General features: G+C 68.8%; 18 protein-coding genes. 7 read left to right on the top strand and 11 right to left on the bottom strand.

Features of this window, described 5'->3' with window-relative positions; genetic code table 11:
• Positions 1 to 15 precede the first annotated feature (15 nt).
• From tal to pgl, 4 genes are read left to right on the top strand one after another with little or no spacing between them, the layout of a single operon-like run.
• A complete protein-coding gene (gene tal / locus G6N49_RS11230) occupies positions 16 to 1,134 on the top strand; it encodes a transaldolase (protein ID WP_083045501.1) in 1,119 nt (372 codons plus the stop codon).
• 7 nt (positions 1,135 to 1,141) lie between these two features.
• Entirely contained in the window at positions 1,142 to 2,713 is a 1,572-nt protein-coding gene (gene zwf, locus G6N49_RS11235) for a glucose-6-phosphate dehydrogenase (RefSeq protein ID WP_011559809.1), read from the top strand.
• Positions 2,710 to 3,621, top strand: coding sequence for a glucose-6-phosphate dehydrogenase assembly protein OpcA (opcA, locus tag G6N49_RS11240; protein ID WP_011559808.1), 912 nt, complete (start codon positions 2,710 to 2,712; stop codon positions 3,619 to 3,621). The genes zwf and opcA overlap by 4 nt, the downstream gene beginning before the upstream one ends.
• Entirely contained in the window at positions 3,618 to 4,355 is a 738-nt protein-coding gene (gene pgl / locus G6N49_RS11245; protein ID WP_083045502.1) for a 6-phosphogluconolactonase, read from the top strand. Before opcA ends, pgl begins: the two co-directional genes overlap by 4 nt.
• A 4-nt stretch (positions 4,356 to 4,359) precedes the next feature.
• Here pgl and G6N49_RS29700 read toward each other — a convergent pair whose 3' ends face one another.
• Entirely contained in the window at positions 4,360 to 4,494 is a 135-nt protein-coding gene (locus G6N49_RS29700) for a hypothetical protein (RefSeq protein ID WP_268793940.1), read from the bottom strand.
• 57 nt (positions 4,495 to 4,551) lie between these two features.
• Here G6N49_RS29700 and G6N49_RS11250 point away from each other — a divergent pair, with 57 nt between their 5' ends.
• A complete protein-coding gene (locus G6N49_RS11250) occupies positions 4,552 to 4,926 on the top strand; it encodes a hypothetical protein (protein WP_041310137.1) in 375 nt (124 codons plus the stop codon).
• A 91-nt stretch (positions 4,927 to 5,017) separates the two neighbouring features.
• Here the strand turns inward: G6N49_RS11250 and ppc are convergent, their stop codons facing one another.
• The 7 genes from ppc to G6N49_RS11280 all read right to left on the bottom strand — a co-directional run bounded on the left by ppc (position 5,018) and on the right by G6N49_RS11280 (position 12,214).
• Positions 5,018 to 7,822 carry a phosphoenolpyruvate carboxylase gene (ppc, locus tag G6N49_RS11255; protein WP_041310134.1) on the bottom strand — a complete coding sequence of 935 codons (2,805 nt, stop codon included), beginning with the start codon at positions 7,820 to 7,822 and terminating at the stop codon, positions 5,018 to 5,020.
• 74 nt (positions 7,823 to 7,896) lie between these two features.
• Complete coding sequence (locus G6N49_RS29200; RefSeq protein ID WP_165607532.1) at positions 7,897 to 8,073, bottom strand: hypothetical protein; 177 nt, start codon at positions 8,071 to 8,073, stop codon at positions 7,897 to 7,899.
• A 57-nt stretch (positions 8,074 to 8,130) separates the two neighbouring features.
• On the bottom strand, positions 8,131 to 8,364 hold the full coding sequence (secG, locus tag G6N49_RS11260; protein ID WP_011559804.1) for a preprotein translocase subunit SecG: 234 nt from the start codon (positions 8,362 to 8,364) through the stop codon (positions 8,131 to 8,133).
• A 31-nt stretch (positions 8,365 to 8,395) separates the two neighbouring features.
• The gene (gene tpiA, locus G6N49_RS11265; RefSeq protein WP_083045503.1) at positions 8,396 to 9,181 is read right to left on the bottom strand and encodes a triose-phosphate isomerase; all 786 of its coding nucleotides are present in this window, start codon (positions 9,179 to 9,181) and stop codon (positions 8,396 to 8,398) included.
• A 3-nt stretch (positions 9,182 to 9,184) separates the two neighbouring features.
• Positions 9,185 to 10,408, bottom strand: coding sequence for a phosphoglycerate kinase (locus G6N49_RS11270; RefSeq protein WP_011559802.1), 1,224 nt, complete (start codon positions 10,406 to 10,408; stop codon positions 9,185 to 9,187).
• Positions 10,409 to 10,444: 36 nt separating this feature from the next.
• Complete coding sequence (gene gap / locus G6N49_RS11275; protein ID WP_011559801.1) at positions 10,445 to 11,467, bottom strand: type I glyceraldehyde-3-phosphate dehydrogenase; 1,023 nt, start codon at positions 11,465 to 11,467, stop codon at positions 10,445 to 10,447.
• 78 nt (positions 11,468 to 11,545) lie between these two features.
• Positions 11,546 to 12,214, bottom strand: a complete 669-nt coding sequence (locus G6N49_RS11280) for an ABC transporter substrate-binding protein (protein ID WP_011855560.1) — start codon at positions 12,212 to 12,214, stop codon at positions 11,546 to 11,548.
• 99 nt (positions 12,215 to 12,313) lie between these two features.
• Between G6N49_RS11280 and G6N49_RS11285 the strand changes: the two genes are divergently transcribed.
• Positions 12,314 to 13,636: an HNH endonuclease signature motif containing protein gene (locus tag G6N49_RS11285; protein WP_011855559.1), complete on the top strand. Its 1,323-nt coding sequence runs from the start codon at positions 12,314 to 12,316 to the stop codon at positions 13,634 to 13,636.
• Positions 13,637 to 13,697: 61 nt separating this feature from the next.
• Here the strand turns inward: G6N49_RS11285 and G6N49_RS11290 are convergent, their stop codons facing one another.
• Positions 13,698 to 14,891: an MFS transporter gene (locus tag G6N49_RS11290; RefSeq protein ID WP_083045627.1), complete on the bottom strand. Its 1,194-nt coding sequence runs from the start codon at positions 14,889 to 14,891 to the stop codon at positions 13,698 to 13,700.
• A 24-nt stretch (positions 14,892 to 14,915) separates the two neighbouring features.
• Between G6N49_RS11290 and G6N49_RS11295 the strand changes: the two genes are divergently transcribed.
• Positions 14,916 to 15,488: a TetR/AcrR family transcriptional regulator gene (locus G6N49_RS11295; RefSeq protein ID WP_011855557.1), complete on the top strand. Its 573-nt coding sequence runs from the start codon at positions 14,916 to 14,918 to the stop codon at positions 15,486 to 15,488.
• Here G6N49_RS11295 and whiA read toward each other — a convergent pair.
• Positions 15,485 to 16,462: a DNA-binding protein WhiA gene (gene whiA, locus G6N49_RS11300; protein WP_011559795.1), complete on the bottom strand. Its 978-nt coding sequence runs from the start codon at positions 16,460 to 16,462 to the stop codon at positions 15,485 to 15,487. The genes G6N49_RS11295 and whiA overlap by 4 nt on opposite strands.
• A complete protein-coding gene (yvcK, locus tag G6N49_RS11305) occupies positions 16,459 to 17,481 on the bottom strand; it encodes a uridine diphosphate-N-acetylglucosamine-binding protein YvcK (RefSeq protein ID WP_011559794.1) in 1,023 nt (340 codons plus the stop codon). Before yvcK ends, whiA begins: the two co-directional genes overlap by 4 nt.
• Between the last annotated feature and the right edge of the window lie 2 nt (positions 17,482 to 17,483).

Genomic DNA, 17,483 nt, shown 5'->3' on the forward strand with positions numbered 1-17,483 from the left:
GGCAGGTATCAGACGATGACTCAGAATTCGAACCTCGCGGCGCTCAGCGCCGCCGGGGTGTCCGTATGGCTCGACGATCTGTCCCGTGAGCGATTGCAGACCGGAAACCTGCAGGAGCTGATCGACACCCGCAGCGTCGTGGGGGTGACCACCAACCCGTCGATCTTCCAGGCGGCGCTGTCGAAGGGTGACGCCTACGACGCCCAGGTGAAGGAACTCGCCGAGCGCGGCGCCGACGTCGACGCCACCATCCGCACCGTCACCACCGACGACGTGCGCAACGCCTGCGACGTGCTGGCCAAGCAGTACGAACTGTCCGGCGGCGTCGACGGGCGGGTGTCCATCGAGGTCGACCCGCGGCTGGCGCACGATACGGACAAGACGATCCTGCAGGCCATCGAGCTGTGGAAGATCGTCGACCGGCCCAACCTGCTGATCAAGATCCCGGCCACCGAGGCGGGTCTGCCTGCCATCACCGCGGTGATCGCCGAGGGCATCTCGGTCAACGTGACGCTGATCTTCTCCGTCGAACGTCACCGCGCGGTGATGGACGCCTACGTGGCGGGTCTGGAGAAGGCCAAGGAGGCCGGCCACGACCTGTCCACGATCCACTCGGTCGCCTCGTTCTTCGTCTCGCGCGTCGACACCGAGATCGACAACCGCCTGGAGAAGGTCGGAACCGAGGAGGCCCTGGCGCTGCGCGGTCAGGCCGGCGTCGCCAACGCCCGGTTGGCCTACGCCGCCTACGAGGAGGTCTTCGTCGGCGGGTCGCGGTTCGAGGAGCTCAAGGCCGCCGGCGCCCGGGTGCAGCGGCCGCTGTGGGCGTCGACCGGGGTGAAGAACCCCGACTACTCCGACACCCTCTACGTCACCGAACTCGTCGCGCCGAACACGGTGAACACGATGCCGGAGAAGACGCTCGAGGCGGTCGCCGACCACGGTGTGATCACCGGCGACACGGTGACCGGCAAGGCCGCCGAAGCGCAGGCGGTGTTCGACAAGCTCGACGCCGTCGGCATCGACCTGCGCGACGTGTTCCTGGTGCTGGAAACCGAGGGCGTCGAGAAGTTCGAGAAGTCGTGGCAGGAGTTGCTCGAGGCCACGCAGGGCCAGCTCGACGAGAAGAAGTCCTGAGCCGCGCATGGTGGCGGTGAACCGGCCGGTCCCCGGAGTGCCGACTCCCGCCCCGGCGGGTTGGCGGAATCCGCTGCGTGACAAACGCGATAAGCGCATGCCCCGGATCGCCGGGCCGTGCGGTGTGGTCATCTTCGGGGTCACCGGCGATCTGTCCCGCAAGAAGCTGATGCCGGCGATCTACGACCTGGCCAACCGGGGGCTGCTGCCCGCGTCGTTCTCGCTCGTCGGGTTCGCCCGAAGGGACTGGGCCGACGAGGATTTCGGACAGGTCGTCTACGAGGCGGTCAAGAAGCACGCCCGCACCCCGTTCCGCCAGGAGGTGTGGGACCGGCTGGCCGAGGGAATCCGGTTCGTCCAGGGCACATTCGACGATGAAGCCGCCTTCGCCACTCTCGCCGAAACCCTGGAGAAGCTCGACGTCGAACGCGGCACCGGCGGCAATCACGCGTTCTACCTGTCGATCCCGCCGAAGGCGTTCCCGGTGGTCTGCGAACAGCTGCGTAGATCCGGGCTGGCGCGTCCCCAGGAGGGCCGCTGGAGCCGGGTGGTGATCGAGAAGCCGTTCGGCCACGACCTCGAGAGCGCGGTCGAACTCAACTCGGTGGTGAACAGCGTGTTCCCCGAGGAGTCGGTGTTCCGCATCGACCACTACCTCGGCAAGGAGACCGTGCAGAACATCCTGGCGCTGCGGTTCGCCAATGAACTGTACGAGCCGGTCTGGAACAACAACTACGTCGACCACGTCCAGATCACGATGGCCGAGGACATCGGATTGGGCGGGCGCGCAGGCTATTACGACGGCATCGGCGCCGCCCGCGACGTGATCCAGAACCACCTGCTGCAACTGTTGGCGCTGACGGCGATGGAGGAACCGGTCAGCTTCCATCCCCACGAGCTGCAGGCCGAGAAGATCAAGGTGCTCTCCGCGGTGCGGTTGGCTCAACCCCTCGACCAGACCACCTCCCGCGGTCAGTACACCGGCGGGTGGCAGGGCGGTGAGAAGGTGGTCGGCCTGCACGACGAGGAGGGGTTCTCCAAGACGTCGACGACCGAGACGTTCGCCGCGATCACCCTCGACATCGACACCCGCCGCTGGGCCGGGGTGCCGTTCTATCTGCGCACCGGAAAACGACTGGGCCGCAGGGTCACCGAGATCGCGCTGGTGTTCCGCCGGGCGCCGCACCTGCCGTTCGACGCGACGATGACCGAGGAACTGGGCCAGAACGCGCTGGTGATCCGGGTGCAGCCCGACGAGGGCATCACGCTGCGGTTCGGCTCCAAGGTGCCGGGCAGCGCGATGGAGGTCCGCGACGTCAACATGGACTTCTCCTACGGGTCGGCGTTCGCCGAGGATTCCCCCGAGGCCTACGAGCGGTTGATCCTCGACGTGCTGCTCGGTGAACCGTCGCTGTTCCCGGTCAACGCCGAGGTCGAACTGTCCTGGAACATCCTGGATCCGGTGCTGGACTACTGGGCTTCGCACGGCAAGCCGGATCCGTACGAGTCGGGCACGTGGGGGCCGGAGTCGGCGTTCGAGATGCTGCGGCGAGACGGCCGCGAATGGAGGCGGCCGTGATTGTCGACCTGCCCGACACCACCACCAACGATCTGAACAAGAAGATCACGTCGCTGCGTGAGGAGGGCGGCGCGATCACGCTGGGCCGGGTGCTCACCCTGGTCATCGCCCCGGACTGCGAGGACCTGGTCGAGTTCTCGATCGACGCGGCCGTCTCGGCGAGCCGTGAGCATCCCTGCCGCATCATCGTGGTGGTCCCCGACGACCCCATCGCCGACGCACCCCGCCTCGACGGGCAGCTGCGCGTCGGCGGCGACGCGGGGGCCGGTGAGGTCGTCGTGCTGCGCACCTCCGGACCGCTGGCCGCGCATGCGAGCAGCGTCGTGCTGCCGTTCCTGTTGCCCGATACGCCGGTGGTGGCGTGGTGGCCGGGTGTCGCCCCGGATGTGCCGGCACAGGATCCGTTGGGCCGTTTGGCGATCCGGCGGATCACCGATGCGACCGGGACTGCGGATCCGCTGGCGTCGATCAAGGGCCGGTTGAAGGGCTACACCGCCGGTGACACGGACCTGGCCTGGAGCCGGATCACCTACTGGCGTGCCCTGCTCACCTCGGCGGTCGACCAGCCGCCCTACGAGCCGATCACCTCGGTGGTCGTGTCCGGGCTGAAGGACGAACCCGCACTCGACGTCCTGGCCGGGTGGCTGGCCAGCCGTGTCGACGGGGAGGTGCGCCGGGAGGTGGGACCGCTGCGGGTGGAGCTCGTCCGCCCCAGTTCGACCATCACGCTGCGCCGTCCGCAGGAGGGCATCACGGCGACCCTGAGCCGCACGGGCCGCCCGGACGCGCTGTTGCCGTTGGCCCGGCGCGAGGCGCGGGATTGTCTGGCGGAGGATCTGCGCCGCCTCGACGCGGACGAGATCTACCACGAGGCGCTGCAGGGTATCGACAAGGTGGTGTACGCATGACGGTTTCAGTGCGCCGGTACCCGGACGGCGATGCGCTGGTCACGGCGGTCGGTGACCGGCTCGCCGACGAGATCGTGTCGGCCGTCGAGTTCCGCGGGCGGGCGAACATCGTGTTGACCGGCGGCGGCACCGGCATCAAGCTCCTTGCCCGCCTCGGCACCCACGACGATCGCATCGACTGGTCGAAGGTGCATGTGTTCTTCGGCGACGAGCGGTACGTGCCCGAGGCGGACGACGAACGCAACGACAAACAGGCCCGCGAGACCCTGCTGGACCACATCGACATCCCGACGGCCAATGTCCACGCGATGCCCGCGGCCGACGGTGAGTTCGGGGACGACCTCGACGCCGCCGCGCTGGCCTACGAGCAGGTGCTGGCGGGGCAGGCCGAACAGGACGAACCGACGCCGGTGTTCGACGTGCACCTACTCGGGATGGGCCCCGAGGGACATGTCAACTCGCTCTTCCCGCATACCCAGGCGGTGCGCGAGACCGCCCGCATGGTGGTCGGCGTGACGGACTCCCCTAAACCGCCGCCCCAGCGGATCACGTTGACGCTGCCCGCGGTTCAACGTTCCCGCGAGGTGTGGCTGGTGGTGTCGGGTGACGGTAAGGCCGAGGCGGTCGCCGCCGCCGTCGGCGGCGCCGACCCCGACGACTGGCCGGCCGCCGGCGCCGTCGGACGCGAGGCGACGGTGTGGTTCCTCGACGAGGGCGCCGCCTCGCGGCTCTGACCCGCTACTCCTCGCCGACCCGCTGGGCCTGGGCGTCGTTCTGTGCGGCGGCGTAGCCGGCGGTGTAGTCGGCGATGCGGCGCAGCACGTCGCCGGTGCCCGAGGGTCTGGGGGCGTTCTCGCATTCGCGGGACTGCACGCAATTGAGACGTCAGGACGGCGTCGCCGGTTCCCCCGACCCGTCATAATGGCGATCATGGTGGACAGAAGCGGTCGGGGTACCACACGCACGGGCACTGAACGCATCAGGAAGCTCGCCCAGGCGGCGCTCAACGCCGACGTGACGGTCGAGCAGGTCGACACCATCCTCGACGGCCTCAGCGACACCCTCGACGATCTCAACCGGTCGACGGCCAACTTGGACGTCACGCTGGAACGCTTCAACGAGACCATCAACCAGATCAACGCGTTGGCGCCGCGGCTCATCGCAGTGGTCGACCAGATGGAGGGCATCGTCGGCCGCGTCGAACGCCTCGTCGGTATGGGTGAGGCGGTGCTCGGCCCGCTGGCGGCGACGGAGAACGCGGTGCGCGGCGCACTCAACGCGGTGCGCCGCAGCACCGGCCTCTGACTTCTTCTGCGCGAGCAGACGCGAATGTACCCAATCACCCGGCGTGTCGCGGACATTTCTGTCTGCTCGCGCTGGGAGGTGCAGTCGGGTCCTAACCGCTGTTGCGCAGCGCCGTCGCGAGCCCGCTCATGGTGAGCAGGATCCCGCGCTGCACCAGTTCGTCGTCCTCCCCCGACCGGTACCGGCGCAGCAGTTCGACCTGTAGATGGTTGAGCGGTTCGAGATACGGGAACCGGTTGAACACCGAGCGGGCCAGCGCCGGGTTGTCGGCCAGCAGATCGTCCTGACCGGTGATCAGCCTGTGCATCCGGATGGTGCGCTCGTGTTCGTCGGCGATCTTGTCGAATACACGGCGCCGCAGGTCCTCGTCCTCGACGAGCTCCGAATACCGCGCGGCCAGACCGAGATCCGACTTCGCCAGCACCTGCGCCATGTTGGACAGCACGGTGCGGAAGAACGGCCACCGCCGGTAGAGGTCCTGCAGCACCCCCAGCCGGTCCTCGGATTCGGCCGCCCCTTCGGCGATGTACTGCTCGAAGGCGCTGCCGGTGCCGTACCAGCCGGGCAGCATGACCCGGGACTGGCTCCACGACAGCACCCACGGGATGGCCCGCAGATCGGAGATGGACGTCGTCGGCTTGCGTGAGGCCGGCCTGCTGCCGATGTTGAGCGCCCCGATCTCGCTCACCGGGGTGGACGCCTTGAAGTAGTCGACGAATCCCGGTGTCTCGTGGACCAGTTCGGCGTATGCCCGCTGCGCCCTGGCCGCGAGATCGTCGAGTACCTCGTAAGCCGGCCCGGCCTCGTCCCCCAACCCCTCGACGTCGAGCAGCGTCGATTCCAGCGTCGCGGCCACCAGCGTCTCGAGGTTGCGGTGCGCGATCCGCGGTTCGGCGTACTTGGCGGCGATCACCTCACCCTGTTCGGTGATGCGCAGCGAACCGTTCACCGCGCCTGGCGGTTGCGCGAGGATCGCGTCGTAGCTCGGTCCACCACCGCGGCCGACGGTGCCGCCGCGTCCGTGGAAGAGCCGCAACCGGATACCGGTCTTGCGGGACGATTCGACCAGGTCGAGTTCGGCCCGGTAGAGCGCCCAGTTCGCGGCGAGATAGCCGCCGTCCTTGTTGGAGTCGGAGTAGCCGAGCATGACCTCCTGGCTGTCACCGCGTGCGGTGACCATGCCGCGGTACAGCGGAAGGTCAAGGGCCGCTTCGAGGATCGACGATCCGCGCTGTAGGTCGTCGATCGTCTCGAACAGCGGGACGATGCCGACCGGGGCGTACGGTTCGTCATCCGAGACGTCGAGCAGGCCGGCCTCTTTGAGCAGGATGGCCGCTTCGAGCATGTCCGACACCGACTCACACATCGAGATGATGTAGTTGGGCACCGCCTGCGGGCCGAACACCCGCACCGCACGCGCCCCGGCCCGGACGATGTCGAGTTCTTTTCGTGCCAGTTCCGACAGTTCGGCCTTCTGGGAGGTGAGCGGGCGACGGGTGGCCAGCTCAGAGACCAGCAGGTCGATACGGTCCGACTCTGGCAGCGAGGCGTAGTCGTCGTGCACACCCGCCCACGCCAGCAGTTCCGCCACGACCTCCTCGTGGACGTCGGAGTTCTGCCGCATGTCCAGGCCGGACAGGTGGAAACCGAAGACTCGCACCGCTTCTCGCAGGCGTAGCAACCGGTCGTCGGCGAGTACGGCGCTGCCGTGGCCCCGCAGCGACGCATCGATGACGTCGAGGTCGGCGAGCAGCTCGGCCGGCGTGGCGTAGCGCTCCAGGCCGAGGTCGAGTTCGTGTTCGGGCTGGTTGTCGAGAATCTCCAGGGCGGTGGCGGTGAGCCTGCCGTGGATCACCCGCAGCGCGCGCCGGTACGGTTCGTCGGCCCGGGCGGCCTCGTGACAGGCATCGGCCAGTGCGGCGAGTTCGTCGCTCACGTGCACCAACCGCGCGGACATCGACAGTTCCTGCTCCAGCCCGGTCAGCTCGGCGAAATAGTGCTCGAAGGCCGTGTAGGCGGCGCGGGAAGTGGCCTGCCGCACCACCTCCGCGGTGACGTTGGGATTGCCGTCACGGTCGCCGCCGATCCAGGAGCCGGGCCTCAGGATCGGTTCTGCCAGCAGGTCCGCGTCAGGCCACCGGGTCTGCAGTGCGGAGCGGACCTCGGCGTTGACGCGTGGGATGACCTCGAAGAACGCGGCGCGGTAGTAGCGCAGCCCGGTCTCGATCTCGTCCTGGATCTTCAAGCGCGACAGCCTGATCAACGCCGTCTGCCACAGCGTGAGGATGTGCCTGCGCAATTCCAGCTCGATGTCGCGCCCGTCGTCGGTGGTCTCGTGACCGTGTGCCCGCAGCCGCATGAGCTCGGTGATGCGGTGCTGGGTGTCGAACACCGTGCGCCTGCGGGTCTCGGTGGGGTGGGCGGTGATCACCGGCGACACCAGCGCACCGCTCAGCGCGGCCGACACCTCGTCGGAATCCAGTTGTGCGGAATCGAGTTTGGCGTACGTCGCTGCCAGGCTGCTGTCCTGCGGCGGTTCACCGGCGGCCACGTGCACGGCACGGCGGCGCTCGCGGTGGATGTCCTCGGCCACGTTGGCCAGCAGTGCGAAATGGGTGAACGCCCGGATGACGGGTATCGCGGCGCGCACCCCGATACCGTCGAACAGTCCGGCGAGTTCGGCCCGGTCGATCTCGGAGCGGCGGACCCGGAAGGACTCCACGCGGGCGCGTTCGACGAGGTCGAACACGTCCTCACCGTTCTGCTCGCGGACCGTGTCACCCAGGATGGCGCCCAGCAACCGGATGTCTTCGCGCATCGGCTCACTGGCTTCGCGGCCCACCTCGGTCCGGGTCACCGAGCCGATCGGTTCGAGCGCTTCTGGGAGGTCAGCCATGCGTTCCAGTATCGGCGTCCGGCGGACCCGCCGCATGGCGGGCGGGTCCACGGGACGGTGGTCGTGGGGTCAGGTCAGACGTCGCCGGCGGGCTTGTCGGCGCCGGTGATGTCACGCTCGTGCTGCACGCGACGTTCCAGTTCGTCGTCATCGAGCGGGCGCGGTTCCTTCGCGTGCTCGCGATGATCGGGATGCACCTCTTCGGTCGGCACCATCACGTCGCTGATATCGGGGTTGTCGTCTCGAGCCATGACAGGTCGATACCCACCGCGAGCTTGCGGCAACCCGTCTGTGACGGGTGTGACGGGTCAGCTGTACTTGATCTGCAGCGCCACGCCGACGATCGAGACCACCCAGATGCCGACGACGAACAGCGTCAACCGGTCGAGGTTCTTCTCGACGACCGTGGAGCCCGAGAGGCTCGACTGGACGCCGCCCCCGAACAGGGTCGACAGACCGCCGCCCTTGGCACGATGCAGCAGCACCAGGAGCACCACCAGCAAGCTGGTGACGATCAACGTGATCTGCAGTGCGAGAACCATGGCGGACAGCCTACAGGCCGGGAACCTGCGGTCAGGGCAGGGGCCCGCCGGCGGCGATCGCCGACAGCGTGGCGAACTGCTCACCGTCCAGGGAGGCCCCACCGACCAGCGCACCGTCGACGTCTTCCTGGGCCACGATCTCCCCGACGTTCTTGGCGTTCACCGACCCGCCGTAGAGCACCCTGATCCCGGCCGCCAGCTGCGGTGAGGAGAGCTTCCCGAGCTCGTCGCGGATGGCCTTGCACACCTCCTGCGCGTCGGCGGCGCCGGCCACCCGGCCGGTGCCGATCGCCCACACGGGTTCGTAGGCGATGACGGCCTGACCGATCTGCTCGGACGTCAGCCCCGCCAGCGAACCGCGCAACTGCTCGACGTTGTGCTCGACGTGGTTGCCCGCCTCACGCACCTCCAGGTGCTCACCGATGCAGACGATCGGGGTGATGCCGTGCCGGAACGCCGCGGCGGCCTTGGCGGCCACCAGCGCGTCGTCGTCGTGGTGGTAGGTGCGGCGCTCCGAGTGCCCCACGACGGCGAACGAGCAGCCCAGCTTGGCCAGGAACGCACCGCTGATCTCCCCGGTGTAGGCACCGGAATCGTGCTGCGAGACGTCCTGTGCGCCGTAGCTCAGGCGCAGTTTGTCCCCGTCGACGAGCGTCTGCACGCTGCGCAGGTCGGTGAACGGCGGGATGACCGTCACGTCGACCTTGTCGAAGTACTTGTCCGGCAGGGAGAAGGCGATCTTCTGCACCAGCGCGATGGCCTCGAAGTGGTTGAGGTTCATCTTCCAGTTGCCGGCGATCAGCGGCTTACGGGCCATGGTCTAGGACTCCAGTACTTGGATGCCGGGCAGTTCCTTGCCCTCGAGGTATTCCAGCGACGCGCCGCCGCCGGTGGAGATGTGGGAGAAGCCGTCCTCGGCCAGGCCGAGTTGGCGCACCGCCGCGGCACTGTCGCCGCCGCCGACGACGCTGAACGCGCCCTTGGCGGTGGCACCGATGATCGCCTCGGCGACACCCTTGGTGCCTGCGGCGAACGCGGGGAACTCGAACACGCCCATCGGGCCGTTCCAGAACACCGTCCTGGCGTTCGACAGCAGGTTGGTGAACCGCTTCACCGACTCGGGGCCGATGTCGAGGCCCATCTTGTCTTCCGGGATGCGATCCGCCGCAACGGTTTCGGGTTCGGCATCAGCGGAGAACTCCGGCGCAACGACGATGTCGACGGGCAGGTGGATGACGTCGCCGTAGGTGTCGAGCAGTTCACGGCAGGTGTCGATCATCTCCGGTTGCACCAGCGACTTGCCGACCGAAACCCCCTGCGAGGCGAGGAAGGTGAAGCACATCCCGCCGCCGATCACCAGGCTGTCGGCCTTCTTGGCCAGCGATTCGATCACCGCGAGCTTGTCGGAGACCTTCGAACCGCCGAGCACCACCGCGTACGGGCGGTCGGTCGAGCTGGTGAGCTGTTCGAGCACCTTGACCTCGGCGGCCACCAGCGTGCCCGCGTAGTGCGGCAGCAGGGTGGCGATGTCGTACACCGACGCCTGCTTGCGGTGCACCACCCCGAAGCCGTCACTGACGAAGGCACCGTCGTCGCCGACGAGCTCGACCAGCGCCTCGGCCAGCTTCCGCCGCTCGCCGTCGTCCTTGCTGGTCTCGCGCGGGTCGAAACGGATGTTCTCCAGCAGCAGGACGTCACCGTCGGTGAGCCCCTCCGCGCGGGCCAAAGCGTCGGTTCCGACCACGTCACCGGCGAGTTGCACGTGCCGGCCGAGCTTTTCGCTCAGCGCGGCCGCGACCGGCTTGAGCGAGTACTTCGGGTCCGGCCCGCCCTTCGGCCGCCCGAGGTGGGCGGTGACGATCACCTTCGCGCCGGCCTCGGCGAGCGCCTCGAGCGTCGGCACGGAGGCGATGATGCGGCCGGGGTCGGTGATGGCGCCGTTGTCGTCGAGCGGGACGTTGAGGTCGGAGCGCACGAGGACGCCCCTCCCCGCGATCTCCCTGTCGCCGTCGTTCAGCAGGTCTTCGAGCGTCTTGACGGCCATGTCGCTAGTTCTTTTCCCCGTCGCTCCACTCGGCCATCAAAGGGACTTGCCCACCAGAGCGACCAGGTCCACGAGGCGGTTGGAGTAGCCCCACTCGTTGTCGTACCAGGACACGACCTTGGCCTGGTTGTCGATGACCTTGGTCAGGCCCGAGTCGAAGATCGAGCTGTGCGGATCGGTGACGATGTCGCTGGAGACGATCGGCGCGTCGTAGTACTTGAGGATGCCCTTGAGCGGACCGTCCGCTGCCGCCTTCATCGCGGCGTTGATCTCCTCGGCGGTGCCCGGCTTGGCCAACTCGGCGGTCAGGTCGGTGCATGAGCCGGTGGGGATCGGCACCCGCAGCGCGTAGCCGTCCAGCTTGCCCTTGAGTTCCGGGAGCACCAGGCCGATGGCCTTGGCGGCGCCGGTGGACGTGGGAACGATGTTGAGGGCGGCGGCGCGGGCACGGCGCAGGTCCTTGTGCGGCCCGTCCTGCAGGTTCTGATCCTGGGTGTAGGCGTGGACCGTGGTCATCAGGCCCTTGACGATGCCGAACTCGTCGTTGAGCACCTTGGCCAGCGGGCCGAGGCAGTTCGTGGTGCACGACGCGTTGGAGATGATGTTCTGGCTGCCGTCGTACTTGTCGTCGTTGACGCCCAGCACGATCGTGATGTCCTCGTCGCTGGCCGGCGCCGAGATGATGACCTTCTTGGCGCCCGCGTCCAGGTGGCCCTGGGCCTTGTCGCGCTTGGTGAAGATGCCGGTCGACTCGACGACGACGTCGACGCCCAGATCACCCCAGGGCAGGGCGGCGGGGCCTTCCTTGACCTCGAGGGCCTTGATCTTGGTGTCGCCGACGACGATCGTGTCGTCACCTTCGAGGCTGACCTCGTAGGGAAGCCGGCCCAGGATGGAGTCGAACTTCAGCAGGTGCGCCAGCGTGGCGTTGTCGGTGAGGTCGTTGACCGCCACGATCTCGATATCGGTGCTCTTACCTTCGGCCTTCTGCGCATCCAGCGCGCGGAAGAAGTTACGGCCGATGCGGCCGAAGCCGTTGACGCCTACCCGGATGGTCACGTGGATCTCCCCTGTCTGCCTCTGGTGTATTGCTCGCCCGCCAGCCTAGTGGGGCCGGATTTCGGACGCGCGGGCTGGTCAGTGCACGGCCAGGCTCTGATCGGCGTACGGATTGCCCAACCATCTACGGCGGATCTGCTGCAGCGTGCCCGCCTCCTCCAACTCGGCCTGCGCGACGGTGATCCGGCTGAGCATCTGCTGGTCGTGGCCGGCCACCGCGAGTGCGATGTGCTCGACGGACAACCCCTTCTGCACGACGTCGACGTCGGATCGGCCCTTGGCGTATTCGGTCAGCACAGGCGCCAGGGCGACGATGGCATCACATCCGTCGATGTCGAGCCGGTCGCATCGCTTGACGGGTCCCTTGAGCTGGGCCGCGAACCGCTCGGCGGCGCTCCCTCGTTGCACGGCGACGGTGAGTCCGTCGAGCTCGTCGACGGAATGCACGTTCGGGTGGTTCTCGGCGTCGACGGCAAGCGCCTGGCCGGCGATGAGGTAGGGCGGGGCGAAGGCGACCGGTCCGTCGGTGGCCGTGAGGCCGCCGGCCGCGCAGTCGACGTCGCCGCTGCCCAGCGCTTCGAGGACCTCGTCGACGGTTCGGTAGTCGACGAACTCCGCCCGGTCACCGAGGGCGTCGGCGATCGCATTGGCCAGGTCGACGTCGAGCCCACCCGGCATTCCGGTGAAGGGCGGGTTGGGAACGACGATGCCGACGCGGAGTGTGCCCATACCGGCCACGGTAGTCATGTCGTGATCGATGACGCCCTAATCGTGAGGACCCAGGGTCACGACTCCACGGTGCGCTCCTTCGTCATCGATGTCAGACCCCCCTGCGACGATGGGGTCATGCCTTCGAGCGCACCGGGTTTCGTTCCCAGCGCACCTCGCGCTGCGCAGCTGGAGGCGTGCTTCGAGGAGCTGTCGGAACTGGCGGGCAAACGCAACGCCATCGACGGGCGCATCGTGGAGATCGTGGCCGAGATCGACCGTGACGGACTGTGGGGCGCCACCGGTGCCCGCTCCATCCCCGCACTGGTGGCATGGAAACTCGGACTGTCGTCGAAGAATGCGAAGACCATCGCCGCCATCGCCCACCGGCTCGACGAGTTCCCCCGCTGCACCCGAGCTCTCCGCATGGGCCGACTGTCACTGGATCAGGTCGGAGCCATCGCCGACGGGGCGGGCGAGGGTTCCGATGAGCACTACGCCGAACTGGCCGCCAACGCCTCTGTCAGCCAACTCCGCACCGCCATCAAACTCGAACCCCCACCCCAACCCGAACCCGAACCCGAACCCGACGCCGACAGCGATGCCGACGTCGAACCGAAACCCCTCCCCGATCCGGCGGACCTACAGCCCTCGATCACCACAACCTCCGACGAGCAGTACACCTACTGGCACATCAAGGTGCCCCACGTCGACGCGGCGAAAGTCGACGCCGCGCTGCACTCCCGCCTCGACGGGCTCATCGCCCAATGGAAACGCGACCACGGCGACCACGGCGACACCGACCACAAGGACGCCCGGGGGTTCGGGCGGCCGCCGATGCCGCGGCTGGCTGATGCGTTCATGGACATCATCGACACCGGCTGGGACGCCGAGGCCGCCCGCCGCCCGCATGGAGACCGCATCACGGTGGTCATGCACCTCGACATCAACGACCGTATCGCCGCCCTCCATGTGGGCCCGCTGCTGTCGGATGCCGACCGGCGCTTCCTGGGTTGCGACGCCACCTGCGAAGTGTGGTTCGAACGCGACGGGCAACCCATCGGCACCGGGCGCACCACCCGCCTGATCAGCCGCCGACTGCGGCGCGCCCTGGAGTACCGCGACCGGACCTGCGTGGTCCCCGGCTGCGGTGCCACCCGCGGACTGCACGCCCACCACATTCAGCACTGGGAAGACGGCGGACCCACCGACCTCGACAACCTCGTGCTGGTCTGCCCCTACCACCACCGCCTGCACCACCGCGGCGTCATCACCATCACCGGACCCGCATCAAATCTCACCGTCGCCGATGCCGCCGGCCGACGACTGCACTCGGGCTCGTTGGCCCGCCCACCGACCACACCCCCACCCACAGTGCCGCCCTACCGGGGACCATCCGGCGAGCGCGCCGACTGGTGGTGGTACACACCATTCCAACCGCCGCCACCCACCACCAACTGAGCGAGTCGGCCCGCCTTGAATCGGTTGCTGCGCAAAGCGATCGATCGCATACCGGTTGGCGTCAGGAAACCGCTACGGGTGTTTCAGATTTCGGTATGCCCCGGCGGCGCCGCTGGTATGCCGCGAGGGCGATCGACGCCGCCGACAGCGCCGCGGCGACGCCGAACGCCGGGGCGAAGTGCGCGCCGCTGATGATCACGCCCAGCGCGGTGGCGCCGACCGCCTGACCGAACATCAGCGCGATGAACAACATGGCGGTGCCCGCCGCCGCATGCGCCGGGTCGATGGCGGTGGTCCACAGGATGAGCGACGAGGTGGCCGCGGTGAATCCCCAGCCGAAGGCGAAGCAGCCCACCAGTGCCGCCACCGTGACCTGCGGGACGATCGCGAGCAGGGCGATGGCGCCGGTCATCACCGAACACGTCAGGATCCAGGCGGCCACCGGCGTGAGTCGGGCCAGTGGTTTGGCGGTCAGCAGCAGTGCGGCAGAGCCCAGGCCGAGCACGATCCACGCGGTGATCGTGCCGCGTTGCGAACTGGCGCCGGTCTCGACGAGCAGGCTGCGGCCGTAGGTCCACACCGCACTGGACCCCGCGCCCATGAGGATCGCGGCGGCGATCGCGCCGATGTGGCGGGCTACCCAGGCCTTCGAGGGTCTGAGGTGCTGCCCCTGCGCCGGCCCGGTGCGGCGTCGGTCGACGGCCAGCACAGCGAGCGCGCATACCGCGGTGAGCACTCCGATCAGCACCCACGTGACACGCCACTGAGGAAGGAGCATCAGGGCCAGCACCCCGGCTGCGACCAGACCGGGACCCGTACCGGCGTTCACCATCGACTGCGCGCTGTCGACGCGGCGGGGGTCGACGTTGCGGGCCACGATGCTCACCAACGCCGGTGAAGCCAGGCCGGCACCGGCGGAGCTGACGACGGCGAAGACGCTGAAGACGGCGACGCCCGGCGCCGCCGCCATCCCCCACACGCCGCCGCAGGCTGTCACGGCGGCCACCACGACCAACACTCGCGGCATCCGGTGACCGAGCACGAAGCCGGTGGCCGCGGCCGCGCAATACAGCAGAGACGACGCCGAGAAGATGTATCCGGCGCCGGCCGCACCGAGGTGCAGGTCGGCCTGGATGTCGGGAAGGAACAACCCGTAGGCCAACCGCACGAGCCCGTACATGGCGGCGATGAAGCTGGTGCCAAAGGCGATGACCAGGGGGTCACGCCCGCCGACAAACGAAAACGACCGTTTCACTTTCGCCAGTCTAGGCTGAGCCCCATGCCGGTGCGCAAGAGCTCCGAGGACAGACTGCTCGATGCGGTCGACGACCTGGTGTTCTCGCGCGGCATCGAATCGACTCCGGTGGATGCGGTGCTCGCCCGGGCCGGCGTGTCGGCGGCCACGCTGTACCGCGGCTTCCGCAGCAAGGAGGCGTTGATCGCGGCCGCCCTCGAACGTCGCCACGAGCGGTGGCGGGTGGTGTGGGAACGGGCGATCGCCGCCGCCACCGATGACGAGGAACGCCTGCTCGCGGTGTTCGACGCGGTCGACGCCTTCGCCCGGCGACCGGACGGCGCGCGGTGGTGCGCCTTCCTCGGCACCGCCGCGGAGTACGCCGATCCGCCCGCGGAGATCGCCGACGCCGTCGCACGCGATACGGACTATCTACGGGAACGGTTGCGCGAGTTGGCCTCTCAGCTTCCGTGCGGCGATCCGGACGGTCTGGCCGAAGCGATCCTTGTGGTGCTCACCGGGGAACTCGCGATGAGGTTGCGCGACGCGCGCCGCCGCCGGTCGACGGTCGGCCGCGAGATCGGCAGAACCTTGATCACCACCGCCCTCGCAGGTTAGGCGTCCTCGAGCAGATCGGGCGTGACGGCGGATTCGGTGTCCGGGATGCCGTCCTGTTTGGCCTTGCGGTCGGCCATCGACAGCAGCCGCCGAATGCGCCCGGCGACAGCGTCTTTCGTCATCGGCGGATCGGCCAGCCGGCCCAGTTCCTCCAGCGAGGCCTGCCGGTGCTCGACACGCAGCTTGCCCGCGGACGCCAGATGGTCGGGCACGGTGTCACCGAGAATCTCGAGCGCGCGTTCCACCCGCGCGGCCGCCGCGACCGCTGCGCGCGCCGAACGCCGCAGGTTCGCATCGTCGAAGTTCGCCAACCGGTTGGCGGTGGCCCGCACCTCCCGGCGCATCCGCCGCTCTTCCCACGTCAGCCGCGTGTCCTGGGCGCCCATCCGGGTCAGCAGCGCACCGATCGCCTCCCCGTCGCGCACCACCACCCGGTCGCTGCCGCGGACCTCCCGCGCCTTGGCGCTCACGCCGAGCCTGCGGGCGGCCCCGACGAGCGCGAGCGCCGCCTCGGGGCCGGGGCAGCTCACCTCGAGCGCCGAGGACCGGCCCGGTTCGGTGAGCGAACCGTGCGCCAGGAACGCGCCCCGCCAGGCGGCCTCTGCATCGGCCACGCTGCCGCCGACCACCTGGGCGGGCAGCCCACGCACCGGGCGTCCACGCAGATCGAGCAGCCCGGTCTGCCGGGCCAACGCCTCACCGTCCTTGGCCACCCGCACCACGTACCGCGTGCCCTTGCGAATACCGCTGGCGGACAACATGTGTACGACCGCGTTGTAGCCGTACAGATCGTAGATGTCCTTGCGCAGCCGGCGCGCGATGATCCCGAGGTCCACCTCGGCCTCGACGACCACCCGGCCGGACACGATGTGCAGCCCGCCGGCGAAGCGCAGCAGCGACGCGACCTCGGCGCGGCGAGCGCTCACCGAGTTCACCACGAGTCGGCTCAGCTCGTCTTTGACCTCGGCTGTCATCGCCACGAGTCGTCACCTCTCGGTCGGTTCGAAGTCGGGGTGGACGCCGTCGGCACCTCATCGCGGCCCCCCGCCGTCCCGCGGAGCCGGACACCTTCGAGGGCCGCGGCCAGTCGCGCCGGATCATGTAAAGGTGTACCAGGTCGGCAGACGTCGGCGAACTCCACTCGGGCGTCGAGGATCTTCGCCGTCCGGCTCAGCTGGTCGCGTTCCCGGTCACTGGGCACCCGGCTGGCGTCGACGATGATGTCGTGCACGGTGAAGTTCGGCGCATGCTGGGACAACACGTGGATGTGGCGTTCGACGGAGAAGCCCGCCGTCTCCCCCGGCTCGGCGGCGAGGTTGAGCACCAGCGCCCGGCGCGCCGAGGTGGCGCGCAACGCCGCGGCGAGTTCCGGCACCAGCACATGCGGGATGACGCTGGTGAACCACGATCCGGGTCCCAGCACCACCAGGTCGGCCGACATGATCGCGTCGACGGCCTGGCGGGTGGCCGGCGGATCACCCGGCAGCAGCCGCACCCGGCGCACTTTGCCGACGGTGGTCGCGATCGCCACCTGACCACGGATCACGCGGCTCATCCGGGGATCGGATTCCAGGCCGGCGACGTCGGCTTCGATCTGCAGTGCGATCGGGCACATCGGCAGCACCCGTCCCTTGACCCCGAGGATGCGGCCCAACTCGTCGAGGGCGGCGACCGGGTCGGCCAGCACCTCCGAGAGCCCGGCCAGCATCAGATTGCCGATCGGATGTCCGGCCAGCGCCCCGCTGCCGCCGAACCGGTGCTGGATGATGGTCGCCCACAGCCGGCCGTGCGGACTGTCGGAGGCCAACGCGGCCAACGCCATTCGCAGATCGCCCGGCGGCACGACGTCCAATTCGCTGCGCAGCCGGCCCGAGGACCCGCCGTCGTCGGCGACCGTGACCACGGCGGTGACGTGCGGGCTGAGCCGACGCGCGGCGGACAACGTCGCATAGAGCCCGTGTCCGCCGCCGAGTGCGACGATGCGTGGGCTCACCT

Origin of the sequence: Mycolicibacterium monacense, assembly GCF_010731575.1 — a bacterium.
GTDB lineage: Bacteria > Actinomycetota > Actinomycetes > Mycobacteriales > Mycobacteriaceae > Mycobacterium > Mycobacterium monacense.